Below are 19,093 nucleotides of genomic sequence, written 5' to 3' on the forward strand. Positions count from 1 at the left end.
TTTATACAAAAAAACTGCTCCATAAATGAAGCAGTTTCTCAACAAATTAAAACTAATAAAAAATTTAAATTTTACCGTTCTTTATTTCTTCCACAATTTCTGGATTCAATAAAGTGGAGGTGTCTCCAAAGTTAGAATAATCACCTTCCGCTATTTTGCGCAATATTCTACGCATGATTTTACCCGAACGAGTTTTAGGTAAACCAGATACAAATTGAATTTTATCCAGTTTGGCGATTGGCCCAATCTGGTTTGAAACTTGTTGGTTGATTTCCTTACTTAGATTTTCTCTGTCACGATATTCCCCTGTTTCTTTTAGAATAACAAAACCATATAATGCATTCCCTTTGATGTCATGAGGGAATCCTACAATCGCTGACTCCGCAACCGCTGGATGCTCGTTAATGGCATCTTCAATAGGTGCAGTTCCTAGATTGTGGCCGGAAACGATAACAACATCATCTACGCGACCTGTAATTCTGTAATAGCCCACTTCATCACGTAAAGCCCCGTCACCCGTAAAATATTTACCTGGAAAAGCAGAAAAATAAGTTTCTTTATATCTTTTATGGTCACCCCAAATGGTTCTGGCAATTCCTGGCCATGGATATTTAATACATAAACTACCTACTACTTGATTGCCTTCTATTTCATTTCTTTTTTCATCCATTAATACGGGTTGGATTCCTGGTAATGGAAGCGTAGCATATGTTGGTTTAGTAGGAGTCACAAAAGGAATTGGCGAAATCATAATACCTCCTGTTTCTGTTTGCCACCAAGTGTCGACTACGGGACATCGTTTGTCACCCACATGGTCATTGTACCAATGCCAAGCTTCTTCATTTATAGGTTCTCCTACAGAGCCAATTACTTTTAAGGTGTCTAATTGGTATTTTTGTACGAAATCTAAACTCTCTTTTGCCAAAGCACGAATAGCAGTTGGCGCAGTATAGAACTGTGTGACTTTGTGTTTAACAATAACTTCCCAAAAACGACTATAATCGGGATAAGAAGGAACTCCCTCAAAAATTACCGTTGTAGCTCCGTTCAATAAAGGACCGTATAAAATATAAGAATGTCCAGTTATCCAGCCAATATCTGCAGTACACCAAAAGATATCGTTTTCTTCATAATTGAATACATTTTTAAAAGTGTAGGCCGTGTAAACCATATACCCTGCTGTGGTATGCACCATTCCCTTTGGTTTTCCAGTAGAACCGGAAGTGTATAGAATAAACAATGGATCTTCGGCATCCATGATTTCTGCAGTATTATTATCTGAAGCTGCATCTAAAAGTGGTTGTAACCATTGGTCACGTCCTTCTTGCATGTTTATGGTGCTGTTGGTTCTTTTTACCACTAATACGTTAGCAACACAAGGCGTGTTTACTAATGCTTCGTCGATAATTCCTTTCAGATCTATCGTTTTGTTCCCGCGATATCCACCGTCTGAGGTGATGACCATTTTACAATCACTGTCATTTATTCTGGTGGCCACTGCTGATGCTGAAAATCCAGCAAAAACAACGGAATGGATAGCTCCAATTCTGGCACAGGCCAAAGTGGTAATCGCTAGTTCAGGAATCATTGGTAAATAAATACAAACACGGTCTCCTTTTTCTATTCCTTGTTCCCGCAATACGTTGGCCATTTTACAAACGCGTTGGTGCAATTCGTTATAAGAAATATGCAATGCTTCTTCACTAGGATCATTCGGTTCGAAAATGATTGCGGTTTTGTCTCCCTTTTTGGCAAGATGTCTGTCAATACAGTTTTTAGTGATGTTTACTTTGGCATCGACAAACCATTTAATTTCGGCTTCAGCCATATTAAAATCAACGACTTTATCCCATTCTTGATACCAAGTAAAGTTTTCGGAAGCAATTTTGTCCCAGAACTTTCTTGGCTCACGAACTGATTTTTTATATTCTTTGAAGTATTCTTCTAGATTGTTAATTTTATAGCGACTCATAATCTGTTTGTTGTATTTAGTTAGTTAGATTGTTGTTCTTGTTAAAAGTACCGATTTCATATTTTTGTAAGACCTCGGTGATTTCATCGATGATGGCTTCATCATCGATAGTTGACGGAATTTGAAACTGATCCCCGTCTGCGATGCTTCGCATGAGTTTCCTAAGAATTTTGCCAGAGCGTGTTTTTGGCAGTCGATTCACGATAACTACGTTTCTCAATGAAGCAACAGCACCTATTTGCTGGCGTACGATCTGGATAATTTCATGTTCTAGCTGAAAATGCTCGGTATCATCATATAATTTGGTTACCACCAATGCTAAAGGGATTTGTCCTTTTAGGGCATCGTTGATTCCAATAACTGCACATTCTGCAACGGATTGATGCGACGCGACTACTTCTTCCATTTCAGCTGTTGAAAGACGATGTCCCGCAACATTGATAACATCATCGACTCTTCCTGTAATATAAATGTAATCGTCCTCATCTTTATATCCTCCATCACCTGAAAAATAATAACCTGGAAATTGTTCTAAATAGCCTGCCTTAAAGCGGAGGTTATCCTTCCATAAATCAAGTAGCGTTCCAGGAGGCAATGGGAGTTTTACGACCACATATCCTTGTTGATTGGCTTGTACTTCATTTCCTTCTTCATCAAATATTTTAATATCATAACCACAAACTGCTTTACCCACAGACCCGGGTTTTATGGGTAAATTTTCAACTCCTAACATGTTAGCGATCATAGGCCATCCTGATTCGGTTTGCCACCAATGGTCAATTGCAGGAACGGGAATATGTTGATTATACCATTCTAACGTGGGAATATCACATCGTTCTCCGGCCAAAAATTGTGTTTTCAAAGAACTCAAATCATATTTTTTTATGAAATCCCCATTTGGGTCTTCTTTTTTGATGGCGCGAATGGCTGTTGGAGCCGTAAACATTGCATTTACTTTATGCTCGTCAATAATTCTCCAAAAAGTACTGGCATCTGGCGTTTTTATTGGTTTTCCTTCAAAAATAATACTACTGTTTCTATTGATTAAAGGACCATAAACGATAAAACTGTGACCTACTACCCAGCCCACATCTGATGCTGCCCAAAAAACATCACCTTCTTTTATGTTGTAGATTTTTTGCATCGAAAATTTTAAGGCAACCGCGCAACCACCAGTGTCACGGACCACTCCTTTTGGTTTTCCAGTTGTTCCAGAAGTATATAAAATGTACAACGGATGTGAGGCGTTAACAGCTACACAGGGCGTTTCCTCAGAACCGTAAACTAAAGCATCATAATCCACATCATATTTCTTAAATGGAATTCGGGCGCCTAGTTTTCTGTTGAATACGATTACTTTTTTTGGTCTGTGAGAAGCCAGTTCAATAGCCTCATCCACTAAGGGTTTGTAGGTGATTAATCGGTCCACTTCTATTCCAGAGGAGGCCGTTATAATCAAACGAGGTTTGCAATCATCTATTCTGATTGCTAATTCATGCGGTGCAAAACCTCCAAAAACTACCGAATGGGTTACCCCAATTCTAGCACAAGCTAACATTGCAAAAGCAGCTTGGGGAATCATCGGCATATAAATTATGGCTGTATGTCCTTTTTTTAATCCTAAGGATTGCATTCCGCCGGCGAGTTTTGCTACTTCGGTTTTTACTTCTGAGAACGTGTATTTTTTTATGGTTTGGGTCACTGGGGAATCATAGATAATTGCCACTTGATCACCATAGCCATCCTGAATGTGTTTGTCCAGCGCGAGGTAGCATACATTTAATTCGCCGTCCTTATACCATAAAGGATAGCCGTTCTCATCTTCTGACAAGGTGATTTCAGGTTTGTTATACCATTCGATTGTGTTTGCTTGCTCCTTCCAGAAATTTTCAGGTTGAGAAATGCTTTTTGCGTAATATTCTTTGTAATTCATGATGAAGATATTCTAAATTATTGAATTAATTCCTGTACTTGTTCTACTAATTTTTTTATTGAAAAGGGCTTTGTCACATAGAGATTTGCTCCTAATGAAATTCCTTTTTCAATGTCTTTTTCCTTGTTCTTTGCCGATAAGAAAATGACTTTACAATGTTGTAATCGTTTGTCTTTTTTTATTTGTTCTAATGTGGCAAAACCGTCAACCATGGGCATCATGACATCGAGGATGATAACATCCGGAAGTTGTTTCTCTAGAATGTCTAATGCTTCTTGTCCGTCGCGTGCTATAAAAACTTCAAAATTATTCTTCTTGAATGTATATTCCAGTGACATAACAATATTGGGTTCATCATCTACAATTAAAATTTTCTTCATCTCTATTGTTTTTCAGTTGTATTGTAATTGGGTAATGTGAAAATAAATGTAGCACCCTTTTCTTCGGTACTTTCGACCCAAATGTTCCCTTTATGGTGTTCTATAATTTGTTTACAAATGGCAAGTCCTAAGCCGCTTCCCACAGGTTTTTTTACATTTTGATTTCGAGACTGATAAAACTTATCAAATATGGGTTCAAACTCTTCTACTTTTATCGCCTTGCCATTATTGTGGACGCGGACTTCTACATCTTTGTTATTCTCAGTTACGGTAATCGTAATTTCTCCGTCGGTTGCAGGGCAAAATTTTAGAGCATTTGATAATAGGTTGTGGATCACCTGGATGATTCTTTCCTCGTCATAAAAGGCTTTTATTTCTTGCGAAGCGGCATTAAATGTTACACTAATGTTTTTGTTTTTGATTAATTGTCTGACTGAAGCGATTGTGTTTTTTATGGTTTTTGAAATGTCATTTTTTGACAGATAAATTTTATGTTTACCTGTTTCGAATTTTTCTAAATCTAAAATTTTATCAATCAAGCGATTCAGGCGATCTGATTCTGATATAATACTTTTCAGAAATTGTTTTCTTACTTCATTTGGAATTTCATCATCGTCATCATGTAGGATTTCAGTTGCGGCACGTATCGCAGTAATGGGTGTTCGGAGTTCATGCGTAACGGTGTCCAGAAATTCGTCTTTTTGAATGTCTTTTTGAATGAGTTCCTCATTTGCGTGTTTTAACTGATCTGATATTTTCTTGAACTCATTCGAAGTATCGGTCAGTTTTTTGTTGATGATAATGCGTTCTTTCGATTCCTCTAGGATACGTAATACTTCTGGAAGACTTATTTTGTCTTCTTTAATCACACTTGAAATTAAAATTTTGGCGGAAGCCGTACCAATATGACCGGTCAATAAATTCTCTGCAAATTTTATAAATCGGGCATCGGCAGTGGTGATGTTTTTATCGATATTGTATTTTACGTTAAAAATGTTCAGTGCACGTTTTGTTCTGTCCTGCCCCAAGAAACGTTGCAAGACTTTTTCAATGTCGGAGATGTAGGCGGTTCCTTTCCATACAAATGCATTCTCATGATTTGTGATGTATTTATCGATATCCACAAACATTTCGGCATAGTTGCGCTCTCTGTAATTTCCCTTGAAACTTACTGAAACAGCGAGATAACTCATCGTGTTTAGCAGCATGCTCCAAAAAAAGGCATGTTGAATAGGCTCTAAATAATCCAGTCCAAAAAGCTGAAAAGGCTTTAATATTTCAATTGCCCAAGGTCCTTCTTGAATGAATGTACTAGAAGAAGATGTGATTCCGATGGCATAGGGAAGCAATAAGGTGTAAAAACAGACAAGGAAACCAAGAACGATACCTGTTATAGCACCTTTTTTAGAACCTCTTTTCCAAAATAAAGCACCAAAAAAAGCGGGTGCCAATTGTGCAATAACGACAAATGAAACTAAACCTATAGAAACTAATGAGTAATCTAAAACAAAAAATCTATAGATGAAATAGGCTAGAATGATCAATGAAAAAATAGCTATTTTTCTAGAGTTTAAGATTCTTTTGTTGTTTTTTTCTTGCGAAGTATTTTCTAATGAACCCACAAATCCATAAGGAATCAGTAAGTTATTGCTTAGCATAGTGGATAAGGAAATGGACGAAACAATAATCATTGAAATGGCTGCCGAAAACCCACCTAGAAATACTAAAACGGTCAAGGTATTATTGTTGAAGAACTGTGGAATCAATAGCGAATAAGTATCTGCATTTAAACCTTGTCCTTCAAAAAGAATGTTGCCACCCCAAGCAATAGGGAAGACGAAAATATTGAAAAGTAATAAGTACAATGGGAAAAGCCATATCGCTGTTCTAATGTGTGTTTCCTTATTGTTCTCAACAATTGCGGTATGAAATTGTCTTGGCAAAAGAAAAATAGCAAACATGGACAAAACGCAAAGAAAAAACCAATTGATACCTTCGGATAGTCCCCCGATAGTATTTTTTTTGTCAAAGTTATCAAGTAGTGCTGCTTTAGCATAGATGTCATCAAAGCCATCAAATACAAAGTAAGTTACATAAATACCAATGATTAAAAAGAAGACTAATTTTAAGATAGATTCCATCGCAACAGCGGTGACAATTCCGCGTCTTTTCTCGGAAGCATCTACATATTTTGTTCCATAATAGGAGGCAAATAATGCTAAAGCAATACAAACATACGTCGTAGTATCACTAAAGATATTGGAACTTGACTGTGTATTAGTGACAATATTAAAAGTGTCGGAAATGGATTTTAGTTGTAATGCAATATACGGTAAAACTCCAAAAATACATATCAAGGTTACTAGTGCTCCTAGAAACCTGCTATTGCCATAACGCAAAGAAATAAAATCGGCTATACTAGATATTTTGTTTACTCTTGAAATGCGTACAATTCTCTTAAGAATTATCATCCAAGTTGGTATGATAATGACTGGGCCCAAATAAATAGGGAGGTAACTTAAACCTGATTGTGCAGCAACACCAATGCTTCCATAATAAGTCCATGCAGTACAGTATACCGCTAAGGAAAAAGAATAGATATAAGGGTTTGTAGTCCATTTAGAATTATTCCTTTTTTCTGCCCAATGCGCTATGTAAAAGAGAATCGATACATAGAGGGTTAAAATCAATAAGAGACCAATACTACTCATAATATTTTTTTATGATTATGTACGATATCGCTATAGAGAACAACCATGCCGAAAAGATATACACGTAGATTATTGGAAACCCAAAAAGAGATTTTGAATTATCAAATAATAGCAATAGCGGAATATTCAATGCTAATATTAAAAGCATTGAAAGGATAACCAACTTTTGTTCGTGTCTTTTTTTCATGTTGTTAAATAATACAATCTCTACAAACAAATGTAGAGATTGTATAGTTTAAAAATAATTTTTATAACCTATTTAATAATTTTTAATGTGTCGCTTCGCCAGCACCAGAAGGAATTCTAATGTGCTCTACAATATCTTGAACATCTTGTGGAGGCGCTGGTGTAAAACTTTTAACAGTAAATGCTACGGCAAAGTTTACAATCATTGCTATGGTCCCAAAACCTTCAGGAGAAATTCCAAACCACCAGCTTTCTTTTAAACCGGCAACAGCATCTTGTCCACCATCAAAAAGACCAAATTTGAATTTCAACATGTAGAAAAGCATCAATAAAAGTCCGATAACCATACCTGATATAGCTCCTTCTTTATTCATTTTCTTATCAAAAATTCCAAGGATAATCGCAGGGAAAAGAGATGCAGCGGCTAATCCAAAAGCGAGCGCCACAACTGCGGCGACAAAACCTGGAGGATTGATACCAAAATAACCTGCAATAACTACTGCAACTGCTGCAGCTCCACGGGCAGCCCAAAGTTCTCCTTTTTCAGAAATATTTGGGTTGATCATTTTTTTGATAATATCGTGAGATACAGACGCTGAAATTACTAGTAATAAACCAGCAGCGGTAGATAAGGCAGCAGCTAATGCTCCAGCAGCAACTAATGCAATAACCCAGTTTGGTAAGTTAGCAATTTCAGGATTAGCAAGTACCATGATATCTTTATCAATAACTAACTCGCTACCTTTATTTCCTTTTGCTTCTTCAGCTGCTAAAAAGGCAGTGTCTTTAGAGGCATCATTATAATATTGAATTTTACCATCTCCGTTTTTATCTTCAAAAGCCAATAAGCCGGTCTTCTCCCATTTAGTAAACCAGGCTGGCATTGAAGTGTAGTCTTTTCCGTTAACAGTTTCAATTAAGTTTGTTTTTGCAAAAACAGAAATTGCCGGTGCAGTAGTATATAATATGGCAATTAAAATCAATGCATATCCAGCTGATTTTCTAGCATCCTTTACTCTTTTAACGGTAAAGAAACGAACAATAACGTGAGGTAATCCTGCAGTACCAACCATTAAGGCTAATGTGATTGCAAATACATCTATCATTGATTTTGTTCCATCAGTATATACTGCAAATCCAAGATCTGTAGAAAGACCGTTTAATTTGTCAAGTAAATAGGTGTCAGCCCCTAAAACTTTTCCTCCCATTCCTAATTGCGGAACTGGGTTACCTGTCATTTGTATAGAAATAAAGATAGCAGGAACCATGAAGGCGAATATTAAGACACAATATTGTGCTACTTGGGTGTATGTAATCCCTTTCATTCCTCCTAGAGTGGCGTAGAACAAAACAATTACCATTCCTATGATAACTCCAGTGTCGATGTCAACTTCTAAAAATTTAGAAAATACGAGGCCCACACCACGCATTTGCCCGGCTACGTAGGTAAAAGAAACCACTAGTGCACAAACGACAGCAACGGTTCTAGCACTATTAGAGTAATAACGTTCTCCAATGAAATCCGGCACAGTAAATTTCCCAAATTTTCTTAGATAAGGCGCAAGTAATAGGGCAAGTAATACATATCCGCCCGTCCAGCCCATCAAATAAACGGCCCCGTCATATCCATCAAAAGAGATGATTCCAGCCATAGATATAAAGGAAGCGGCACTCATCCAGTCAGCGGCTGTAGCCATACCATTTGCTAACGGCGAAATTTCTCCACCGGCAACATAAAATTCTTTAGTCGATGTCGCACGCGACCAGATTGCAATCCCAATGTAGAGGGCAAATGTTACTCCAACAAGTATATAGGTCCAAGTTTGTAAATCCATGATATTTTATTTTTTTATAGTTTTTAAATTATTCGTCGTAGCCGTATTTTTTGTCTAGTTTGTTCATTAAATAAACATAAACAAATATTAGTATGACAAATACATAAATTGAACCTTGTTGTGCGAACCAGAAACCAAGTGGGAAGCCACCTAATTTAAAGGAATCTAATGCTTGTTTGAAAAGGATTCCTGCCCCGTAGGAAACAGCAAACCAAATACTTAATAAGATTAGAAGGTATTTTAGGTTTTCCTTCCAATACGCAGTTGCGTTGTCTTGTTTATCGCTCATGATAGTTGTAATTAAAAAGTGAATAGATTATAGGTAAATCATTGCTTGTAGCGTAATTGTATTTACGGCTTTGTTTGTACCATATTTTAAAGTTTGGTATTCTAAAGTTAGTTTAGAATTATGACCGCTAAAAAATGCATTAGCACCAATACCTACTTGAGAAGCATTGTCGTTTATAGCATCTATTTGTCTTTGGTCATAAGACACATACGGTTGAAAGCGAGTTTTTGATTTTCCAGGAAGAACGTAACCTAGGTGTCCATGAACCATTGATCCTGTTTCATAAGTTGTCCCTAGTCTGTAGTCTTTTCCGTAATCATTGTTTTGATATAAGGCATATGCTGTAAGAGCAGCGCCTTGAGTTCCTACTGGCACATCATAAAAAGCATCAAGTCCGAAAATAGTAACGTTTTCTCCGCTTAAATTTCCAGCTGCATCAGCAATTACAGAACCATTAGGATGTGAAAAGAAACCAGCTCCTATGTTGAATACTTTTTTTGTTCCTAAATAAGTACCTACTTTATAAGGTAAGAAGTTGCTTTCAGAATCTAAAAAGCCATATTCAAAATAACCAGCGTATGTTCTTCCTGCTTCTTTTGAACCTAATAATCTTGTACCAGTATAAGTTGCTGGACCATTATTTGTTGGTACTGTAGTGGCTTGTAAATTGTTAGTTTCCGCACCGTTTATAGCAACGCGATATTGAAATTTCCCAAAAACTCCTTTGGCGTATACCCCAATGTGTCTGGCAAATTGATCAGATAAACCTAAAGTCGCCCAAGCTTGTCTTTGGTTGTCTAAGGTCATTAGGTTTAAAGTACCTTGGTTGTTCAAACGAGAGATTCCATTCCAGTAATGTAATCCACCCCCAATAGCATTGTCTTTTCCAAGGCTGTATTGAGCCCAAACATCATGCATGAATAATTGTGAGCCATCACCTTTTCCCGTTGGACTCATTGAATCTGCGTTTAGACTATTAAGTCCAAAATGAGTTACAATTAAAAAGTCTTTATTAATTTGTGCATATAACAATACACGTGCTCTTCTTACACTGAAATCTAAGTCAGCTTGTTCATTCCCGTTTCCGTCAAGTGGACGGTCTGAATTGTATTGTCCCCAAATTTGCGCCCAAGATATCACTCTAAGATACTTTGAGCCATCCTCATCAAGGTTAAATTTCATTCCGGCTCCATAATCAGGAGAGCCTTGTGAAAAGCCTTTTAAGGATAGAAGCAGGACTGCTGCAATCAAATAAACTTTTTTCATAATTAATTATTAGTTTGGTTAAGAGAAGTGGTTAGTTTCTAGACCGCCAAAGTCTAATTTTTTGTTAAGAAAAAAAAGTAAGGTATATATTTGTGTAAAAAGCTATAGTTAATCTTTGAAACGTTCCCATTTTATAAGCATAAACTTATCCCCTAACTCGGTTATTATCATTCCTGCTCCTGATAGTAAATCTTTGTTTTTGATATATTCTACTAGTTCTAAGTGATTAAAAATCTTGTAAGTAGGATGGTAGTTAGCATGAGAAGGTTTTTTTATGTTAAAAGACTTTACCCAGTTACTGATGGTAACATGGGACACCCCAATAATACGCTCGATTTCGCGATAACTCAATCCTTCTAGGTACAGCTGTAATGCTTTGGTGACATAGTAATCATCGATCTTTTTTCCGATTTTATTAACAGTAAAAAAATAATTGCATTTTTTACATAAATACCTTTGTTTATTGTTGATTACACCGCTTTTGATGATGTGGGTTCCTTGGCATTTCGGACAGGCTAAAAGTTCCATATATATAAAATTTGCATAAATATAGTAAATTAGCAATTATACTAAACGAATAATGTAAATAAAATGGGTTTAATTTATAGGAAGTTTATTTATAACAATAATTTGTTGAGGTTTTAGCGGTTTTAAGCGAGATTTGCTCTTACTTTTTCTGGAGTTTAATTAGTCTATAGTTAGAACCTTGTCTATTTTATGTAATTTTAGATATCAATAAACAGTTTATGAAAAATTCAATAGCAGAACGAGTAGCCGATTTTTTAAAAAAACACCCTCCATTTTTGAGTCTTAGTATGCCTGATTTGATTACCATCTCCAAAGAATCTCAGGTGGTTTATTTGGAGAAAAATCAGGTGCTTTTTAATGTGAATGACCAGCCTCATTCTTTTTTTTATATTGTTAAAGACGGAGCAGTGGGCTTGTCGATTTCTTATGATGAAAAAGAAATCCTCATCGATAAATGTGATGAAGGCGATATTCTAGGGTTGCGTCCTTTCTTTGCTAAGGATAATTATTTGATGGATGCCATGGCTCGGGAAGAAAGTTTGCTTTATGCTATTCCAATTGCTGTTTTTAAAGCCTATATTTTTCAGAATCCGGAGGTTTCTGAGTTTTTATTAGAAAGTTTCGCGTCTAATACACGAAATCCCTACGACAAAGAGAATAAGGGGAAACTGATTTCAGAAAATGTAATTTATAACGAACAGGATGCTATAATTCAGTATTTCAAACCCATTTCGCATACTGAAAACCCGATCACGGCTAACAGAAAAGTAACTGTAAAAAGTATAGCTCAGATGATGGTGAAGTATAAAATAGGAAGTGTTGTCATTGAAGAGAATCGATTGCCAATAGGTATTATTACCGACAAAGATTTGCGGTCTAAAATTGCTACGGGAATGTTTGCTATAAACGATACCGGGGACCAAATTATGTCAGCACCGGTAATTACTGTCCCTGCAAATCGATCTGTTGCTGAGGTCCAGTTGCTAATGATGCAGCATAATATTGGGCATTTGTGTGTGACTTCAGATGGTACGACAGCATCAGAAATTATAGGGATTATTTCTGAGCACGATGTTTTTACTGCTCAGGCTAATAATCCTGGAGTGCTTGTGAAACAAACAAAACGTGCAAATACTGCTTTAGAACTTCAAGGGATTAGAGAGAATTTAACGCAGTTGATTCAGAATGCGTTGTATGAAAATATTCCTATCGGACATATTTGTCAAATTGTAGGGGAGATTAATACGGCTATTACAAAAAGAGCCATTGAATTGTCTATTTTAAAAATGAAGGAACAGCCTCCCGTTCCATTTGCATGGTTGAATATAGGAAGCCAGGGAAGAAAAGAACAATTGTTATTGACAGATCAAGATAATGCCTTGGTTTTTGAAGATGTAGCCGCAGATAGATATGATGAGGTTAAAAAATACTTTATAAAATTAGCAGAAAATGTGACGAATGTATTAAATGTAGTAGGCTACGAATTTTGTCCCGCTGAAATGATGGCGAGTAATCCATTATGGTGCAAGTCAGTAACAGAATGGAAGGAGCAGTATGAGACTTGGATTCACAGCCCGGGAGAGAAAGGGATTCTAATGTGCTCCATTTTTTTTGATTATGACTTTGTTTATGGAGATAAAACGTTAGTTGACGCAATTACGGAGGCTATTTTTAAAAATATAGATAATAATCAAATCTTCTTTGCTTACTTAGGAGGAGATGCTATGAAAAGCCCACCTCCATTGGGTTTCTTTAGGCAGTTTTTAGTAGAGAAAGATGGCGAATATAAAGATAGTTTTGATGTTAAAGGTCGGGGGTTAATGCCTTTAATTGATGCGGCCAGATTACTGTGTTTGAATCAAAAAATTACTGGGACTAATAATACTTTGGTGCGATTTAAAGAATTATCAGCTTTAGAGCCGCAAAACGCTGCGATTTATGAGGCTTGTTCAGAGGCGTTCTCTGTATTGCTAAAATTTAGAACTGAAGAAGGTTTTGCAAATAATTCCGGTGGACGATATCTAGACTTAAATAAATTATCAAAGCTAGATAAGGTAAAGCTCAAAAATGCTTTTCAGCCGATACACGAGGTGCAGGAAATTCTCAAAACTCGATTTCAACTCACTTATTTTACTTAAATGAAGCTATTTAATTGGTTTAAAAAAGATAAAAAAGTCTATCCTGAATTTTGGCAAAGCTATTTGTCCTGTTTTGATTCTAAAGTAAAAAATAATTTAGAACAACGCAGTGTGGCTTTTGATACAGAAACTACAGGCTTGAATTATAGAACAGATGTGATTCTGTCGATTGGTGCTGTTGGTATTTATGAAAATACCATTAGTGTAAGCGATTATTTAGAGTTGTTTTTGATTCAAGATATTTTTAAAAAAGAAACAGTGCCTATTCATGGAATTTTAAAAGAAGGGAAGGAAGAAAAAATAACAGAAACTGAAGCAGTGATGCAATTTCTCGCTTTTATAAAGGATGCTGTACTTGTGGGTCATCATGTGAGTTTTGATGTTAAAATGATAAATGAGGCATTAAAACGAATGGGGCTGAGTAAACTTAAAAATAGAAGTATCGATACTGATATGATGTATCAAAAATTTAAGGGACTACAGGAAGATCAGCATACAGGTTTGGACGAATTATGTGGAATTTTTAAAATTCAGACAAGTGACCGACACACAGCAATTGGCGATGCATATATAACAGCATTGATTTTTTTGCGACTTAAAAGCAAATGGAAGTAGTGTTGTCGTTTTATAATTTATTACTTTATGTTATTGGTAATCAGGTTATTTGATTATTATTTGAAAAATTTATTTTAAATTTGAATAACCATATTTCACTTTTTAGTTAATGATTGAAAGTGTCCGTATTCGGAATTGGTTTTTTTGATAACAATTTAAAATAGAAGCTATGAAAAAAGTAAAAGTTATTTGGATAATGGTGATGGCTTGTATAATAGTCATAACCCCCATGTTCGGGCAATCTCGCTCAAAAAAAAATAAAATTATTGCCGACAGCAAGATGGCTAAGATTGAATTCATTAAAACGGATCCTCTTATGGAAGGACTTTTTGAAAAAGCGTATGGCTATGCCGTCTTTCCTAATGTAGGTAAAGGTGGGTTTGGCATAGGAGGAGCAGCTGGAAATGGAGTGGTCTATGAGCAAAGTGCTTTGGTAGGTATGGCAAAGCTATCGCAACTGAGTATAGGGTTTCAAGCAGGTGGACAAGCATATCGGGAGGTGATATTTTTTGAGTCTAAAAAGGATATGGAACGATTTAAAGACAGTCAATTAGAGTTTGCAGCTCAAGTTTCGGCAGTAGCGGTAACGGCTGGAGCCTCGGCAAATGTAAAGTATGCTGAAGGCGTTATGGTATTTACGATGCAGAAAGGTGGGCTCATGTATGAAGCGTCAGTGGGTGGACAGCAATTTAAGTTTAATGAATTGTAAGCGACTTTGCTGTTAGTTATGACTAGTGCTAACGGAATTTATGCTTTAGTTTAGATATTGTTCATTCATAATGTAATGAAGGTTTGTAAATATGATAAGCGATTATTGAGCTGAAAAGAAAAAAGGAGCAATTTGCTCCTTTTTTTCGTACTGGTGATTGCATTATAAAAACAAAAAACCCAAATATTTCTATTTGGGTTTTAAAGTGGTGCCTCCAGGGATCGAACCAGGGACACATGGATTTTCAGTCCATTGCTCTACCATCTGAGCTAAGGCACCATTGTTGCTTTTCGTAAGCTGTAATGCTTGCTGATTGCGGGTGCAAAGATAGAATGTTTTTTAGTATATCCAATACATTTTTTTAAAAAAATCAATTCGTATCTTCGCGAAATCAAAATTCAAATTATGATTTTAACAGTTGATGTAGGGAATACAAGAATTAAAGCTGCTGTTTTTGAGGGGGATAAGCTCTTACAGCATTTCGTTTTTATGAAAGAGGAGCTCCAAAAAAACATTGAAAATATTTTAAAAAAATTTATAAATACTTCCCATTTGGTTGTGGCATCCGTTGGAAATGTCGAAAAACAGGCTTTTTTAAAGTTTGAAAAAGAGGTTGTGGTTCATTTTATTTCTCACAATGACTCTTTTCCATTTGTTAATGGGTATGAAACACCAAAAACTCTGGGGATTGACAGAATGGTTCTTGCTGCTGGAGCAACTTTTCAGTTTCCGGGGAAAAATAGATTAGTCATTGATGCTGGAACCTGTGTTACATTTGATTTTGTAAATGAGAATGACAAATATCTTGGAGGTGCTATAGCCCCAGGATTGCAATTACGATATAAATCATTGCATGATTTTACTGCTAAACTACCATTGTTGTCGTTAGAAAGTCCTAAAGATTTAGTAGGGAATTCAACTTCGCAATCAATTCATTCTGGAGTTGTAAATGGATTAGTCTATGAGATTGATGGTTTCATTGATGAATATCGAGGTCTTTGTTCAAATTTTATAATAATTTTAACGGGTGGGGATACAGAATTTTTGGCTAAACGATTAAAAAATACCATATTTGCCAATTCAAATTTTCTTTTAGAAAGTTTGAATCAAACATTTCAATATAAAATCAAAAATGATTAAAAAAATTATAATAAGCGCATGTTTGCTTTTGTCGTTAGTTTCCTTTGCTCAAGAAGGTACTTCATCACCTTATTCTTATTATGGAATTGGAGACATTAGATTTAAAGGAACAGCTGAAGGTCGTTCTATGGCTGGAGTAGAGGTAGAACAAGACAGTATTCATATTAACTTACAAAACCCTGCAAGTTTTGCTAATTTAAAGCTTACCACTTTTACACTAGGAGGAACTTATAATACGACAACATTAAAATCAGATTCTAAGAGTGAAAAGGCAAGAAGAACAACTTTAGATTATCTTGCGGTTGGATTGCCTTTCGGAAAAATAGGAGTTGGATTTGGATTAATTCCTTATTCTTCTGTAGGCTATAAAATTGAGTCTGTTTCGGAAGATGTTAATACAATCAATAGAAGATATAATGGTACAGGAGGATTGAATAAAGCATTTCTTGGATTGGGGTATAAAGTAAATTCCAATTTTAATATAGGAGCTGATGTTCAGTATAATTTTGGAAGAATTGAAACGAATAGTTTAGAGTTCATTACTGGAACTCCTGTGGGAACCAGCGAGAAAAACAGGGCTGATTTGTCTGGGGTAAATTTCGACATTGGAGCGATGTATAAGGTTAAGTTAAAGAATAAGCTAAATGTGTATGGGAGTCTTAATTACACATTCCAAAACACCTTGACATCTCAAAACACAAGGGATATAGCTACTGTAGATTACAATTCAGGGTTTAATATTGTGGATGTTTTGGGAGAACAAAAAAATAATGTTGACTTGAAGTTTTCAAGCAAGACAACCTTAAGTGCAGGTATTGGTGAATCTCACAAGTGGTTAATTGGTGGGAAAGTGGCTTATTCAAAATCTTCAGGACAAGCTAATACCTATAATGACTTTGGTAATGTAGGATATGGAAAGTACGGAAATGTGAGTTTAGGAGGGTATTATATTCCTAATTACAATTCATTTTCAAGTTATGCAAAAAGAATTGTTTATCGAGGGGGTTTGAAATATGAAAAAACAGGCTTGGTCGTTAGTGGGGAATCTATAAATGATGTTGGACTTACTTTAGGATTGGGATTGCCTATTACGGGTACTTTGTCTAATGTAAATATTGGATTCGAGTTAGGGAAAAGAGGAACTACATCATCAAACTTGGTTCAAGAGAATTATGCTAACATTAGTGTAGGGTTTTCATTGAATGACAAATGGTTCGTTCAAAGAAAATTCCAATAATAAAAGGATTACAGTACATTTCACCTTGTCGATATTGACGTATGGATTTATTTAAAAGATATAAAATAATTAACGTAGTCACAGTTTTTGCTGTGACTACGTTTTTTGGGTGTGAAAGTAATTTCAAGGAAGTTCAAAAAATCAATGTCACGGAATTTACACCAAGCGGAGATGCTGATAAAGTAAATTTAAAGTATACTGATTCGGGGCTTATTAAAGTTGTTTTACTTAGTCCTAAAATGTTGGATTTCTCTACTGTTAATTTTCCTTTTACGGAATTTCCTAAAGGGATAGATGTCACATTGTATGATGACAAAGGAAAAAAGACTCGCGTGACGTCAAATTATGCTATATCTTATAAGGTTACTGGTATAATTGATTTGCAGGGAAAAGTGAAGATAGCAACTGAACAAGGGCAAACACTCGAAACGGAGCAATTGTATTACGATCAAAAAAATGAGTGGTTTTTTACTGAAAAAAAGTTTAAATTTACAGATATCAAAGGATCTTCAAACGGACAAGGAATAGATTTTAGTAAAGATTTCAAGATTATTAATTCACAAAGATTAACGGGCGAATTTGATTCGGCTCAATAAAAATCAAATATTTATATTATGGGTTACTTAAAATACACGCCTTACATTTATCTTATTTTTGCTTTGTACTTCATTTATGAAGCTATTGTAAAATGGAGCGATCCTGAGGCTACTCCTTGGTTAAGTGTGATGATTGCCGGACTTGCAATTTTTATGTTTTTTTTCAGAAGAAAATATGCAAAGAAGATGCAGGATCGTAATGACCAATCCTAATCTATGGAAATTGGTGTCATAATAGTATGTCTAATACTAAGTGCCTTTTTTTCTGGAATGGAAATTGCATTTATTTCTTCGAATAAAATTTATCTGGAAATAGAAAAAAAACAAGATAATTTTCTTTCTAAAATCCTTACTAAACTTACCGAAAAACCTTCAAAATTCATAGCTGCTATGCTTATTGGGAACAATATTGCGCTGGTAGTTTATGGTTTTTTTATGGGTGCGTTACTGATGCGTCAGATAGATTCGCTAGGATATCATTTTTCGGACTTATTGAATTTGCTTATCCAGACGGTGCTGTCTACCTTGATAGTTCTAATAACAGCAGAGTTTTTACCGAAAGTCTTTTTCCAAATTTATGCAAATGGTCTAATCAAGTTTTTTGCGCTACCAGCCTATGTTTTCTATTTACTTTTCTATTTTATTTCTACTTTCTTAATCTGGGTTTCTGATTTTGTTTTAAAAAAATTCTTTAGAACAGACGGTGATCAAATACAACTTTATTTTAGTAAAGTGGAACTTGGAAATTATATTACGGAGCAAATGAGTAGCGTTGAGGATGATGATGAGGTAGATTCAGAAATTCAAATGTTTCAAAATGCCTTGGAATTTTCAGGGGTGAAGGCTAGAGATGTTATGAGTCCTAGAACGGAACTGGTAGCTATCGATTTATTTGATACAATAGCAGAACTTAAAGAATTGTTTATCGAAACAGGGTATTCTAAAGTCGTGGTCTATCAAAATTCATTAGATGATATTGTAGGTTACGTACATTCCTTTGATTTGTTTAAGAAACCCAAAAGTATTAAAGCTGTCGTTATTCCTGTCGAATTTGTTCCTGAAACAATTTACATTAAAGATGTTATGAATTTGCTTACTAAAAAGCGAAAGAGTGTTGCGGTGGTGCTGGATGAATATGGCGGAACTTCTGGTATAATAACAATTGAAGATATTGTAGAGGAACTTTTTGGAGAGATTGAAGACGAGCATGATTTAGATGAAGAGTTGATAGAAAAGGAACTTGGGGATGATACTTATATTTTTTCGGCTCGATTTGATGTTGAGTATTTGAATCAAGCTTACAAACTTAATATACCTGAAAGTGATTCTTATGGTACTCTAGGTGGTTTTATTGTCGATTTTACTAACGATATTCCGTTAAAAGGAGAGGTGATTACCATAGGTACCTATCATTTTGTAATAGAAGAGGCTACAAATAAGAAAATTGAATTGGTTAAATTAACCATAAAGGACTGATTTATTTTCATTAATGTCCGATAAAAAATAAAATCGTAATATTTTATTTTTTATCTATTTGATTTTCATTGTTTTAATTTTC

At 35.4% G+C, this 19,093-nt stretch carries 16 protein-coding genes and 1 tRNA gene; 8 read left to right on the plus strand and 9 right to left on the minus strand.

The window, feature by feature from the left end; all coding sequences use genetic code 11:
* Positions 1 to 64 precede the first annotated feature (64 nt).
* The 8 genes from acs to AC4PRO_RS16410 form a co-directional block, all read right to left on the minus strand.
* Positions 65 to 1,972 carry an acetate--CoA ligase gene (acs, locus tag AC4PRO_RS16375; protein WP_492118141.1) on the minus strand — a complete coding sequence of 636 codons (1,908 nt, stop codon included), beginning with the start codon at positions 1,970 to 1,972 and terminating at the stop codon, positions 65 to 67.
* Positions 1,973 to 1,988: 16 nt separating this feature from the next.
* Entirely contained in the window at positions 1,989 to 3,905 is a 1,917-nt protein-coding gene (locus tag AC4PRO_RS16380; RefSeq protein ID WP_492118142.1) for an acetate--CoA ligase, read from the minus strand.
* 17 nt (positions 3,906 to 3,922) lie between these two features.
* The gene (locus tag AC4PRO_RS16385) at positions 3,923 to 4,285 is read right to left on the minus strand and encodes a response regulator transcription factor (RefSeq protein WP_074720873.1); all 363 of its coding nucleotides are present in this window, start codon (positions 4,283 to 4,285) and stop codon (positions 3,923 to 3,925) included.
* Between the two features lie 2 nt (positions 4,286 to 4,287).
* On the minus strand, positions 4,288 to 6,996 hold the full coding sequence (locus AC4PRO_RS16390) for an ATP-binding protein (RefSeq protein ID WP_492118143.1): 2,709 nt from the start codon (positions 6,994 to 6,996) through the stop codon (positions 4,288 to 4,290).
* Between the two features lie 269 nt (positions 6,997 to 7,265).
* A complete protein-coding gene (locus tag AC4PRO_RS16395) occupies positions 7,266 to 9,017 on the minus strand; it encodes a sodium:solute symporter family protein (RefSeq protein ID WP_074720879.1) in 1,752 nt (583 codons plus the stop codon).
* A gap of 28 nt (positions 9,018 to 9,045) precedes the next feature.
* Positions 9,046 to 9,306, minus strand: a complete 261-nt coding sequence (locus AC4PRO_RS16400; protein ID WP_074720881.1) for a DUF4212 domain-containing protein — start codon at positions 9,304 to 9,306, stop codon at positions 9,046 to 9,048.
* A 27-nt stretch (positions 9,307 to 9,333) separates the two neighbouring features.
* Positions 9,334 to 10,572, minus strand: coding sequence for a hypothetical protein (locus AC4PRO_RS16405; RefSeq protein WP_492118144.1), 1,239 nt, complete (start codon positions 10,570 to 10,572; stop codon positions 9,334 to 9,336).
* Positions 10,573 to 10,680: 108 nt separating this feature from the next.
* Complete coding sequence (locus AC4PRO_RS16410; RefSeq protein WP_074720884.1) at positions 10,681 to 11,100, minus strand: IS1/IS1595 family N-terminal zinc-binding domain-containing protein; 420 nt, start codon at positions 11,098 to 11,100, stop codon at positions 10,681 to 10,683.
* Positions 11,101 to 11,318: 218 nt separating this feature from the next.
* Between AC4PRO_RS16410 and AC4PRO_RS16415 the strand changes: the two genes are divergently transcribed.
* From AC4PRO_RS16415 to AC4PRO_RS16425, 3 genes are all read left to right on the plus strand, one after another.
* A complete protein-coding gene (locus AC4PRO_RS16415; protein ID WP_492118145.1) occupies positions 11,319 to 13,238 on the plus strand; it encodes a DUF294 nucleotidyltransferase-like domain-containing protein in 1,920 nt (639 codons plus the stop codon).
* Complete coding sequence (locus AC4PRO_RS16420) at positions 13,239 to 13,853, plus strand: 3'-5' exonuclease (RefSeq protein ID WP_492118146.1); 615 nt, start codon at positions 13,239 to 13,241, stop codon at positions 13,851 to 13,853. It abuts the gene before it with no gap.
* 169 nt (positions 13,854 to 14,022) lie between these two features.
* Positions 14,023 to 14,562, plus strand: coding sequence for a lipid-binding SYLF domain-containing protein (locus AC4PRO_RS16425; RefSeq protein ID WP_492118147.1), 540 nt, complete (start codon positions 14,023 to 14,025; stop codon positions 14,560 to 14,562).
* Positions 14,563 to 14,768: 206 nt separating this feature from the next.
* Here the strand turns inward: AC4PRO_RS16425 and AC4PRO_RS16430 are convergent.
* A tRNA-Phe gene (locus AC4PRO_RS16430) sits at positions 14,769 to 14,841 on the minus strand.
* A 126-nt stretch (positions 14,842 to 14,967) separates the two neighbouring features.
* Between AC4PRO_RS16430 and AC4PRO_RS16435 the strand changes: the two genes are divergently transcribed.
* Genes AC4PRO_RS16435 through AC4PRO_RS16455 form a run of 5 tightly spaced genes read left to right on the plus strand, consistent with a single transcriptional unit; the run spans position 14,968 to position 19,011 of the window.
* Positions 14,968 to 15,702, plus strand: coding sequence for a type III pantothenate kinase (locus tag AC4PRO_RS16435; protein ID WP_492118148.1), 735 nt, complete (start codon positions 14,968 to 14,970; stop codon positions 15,700 to 15,702).
* Positions 15,695 to 16,939 carry a BamG family beta-barrel-assembly machinery protein gene (bamG, locus tag AC4PRO_RS16440; protein WP_074720892.1) on the plus strand — a complete coding sequence of 415 codons (1,245 nt, stop codon included), beginning with the start codon at positions 15,695 to 15,697 and terminating at the stop codon, positions 16,937 to 16,939. The genes AC4PRO_RS16435 and bamG overlap by 8 nt, the downstream gene beginning before the upstream one ends.
* Before the next feature lie 41 nt (positions 16,940 to 16,980).
* Positions 16,981 to 17,535 (plus strand): LPS export ABC transporter periplasmic protein LptC, encoded by a 555-nt coding sequence (gene lptC / locus AC4PRO_RS16445; RefSeq protein WP_492118149.1) that lies wholly within the window; start codon positions 16,981 to 16,983, stop codon positions 17,533 to 17,535.
* Between the two features lie 18 nt (positions 17,536 to 17,553).
* Positions 17,554 to 17,748 (plus strand): DUF6526 family protein, encoded by a 195-nt coding sequence (locus AC4PRO_RS16450; protein WP_074720896.1) that lies wholly within the window; start codon positions 17,554 to 17,556, stop codon positions 17,746 to 17,748.
* Positions 17,749 to 17,751: 3 nt separating this feature from the next.
* On the plus strand, positions 17,752 to 19,011 hold the full coding sequence (locus AC4PRO_RS16455; protein ID WP_492118150.1) for a hemolysin family protein: 1,260 nt from the start codon (positions 17,752 to 17,754) through the stop codon (positions 19,009 to 19,011).
* The last annotated feature ends 82 nt before the right edge of the window (positions 19,012 to 19,093 follow it).

The sequence above is a fragment of the Flavobacterium sp. DW-iso2 genome (genome assembly GCF_058725285.1).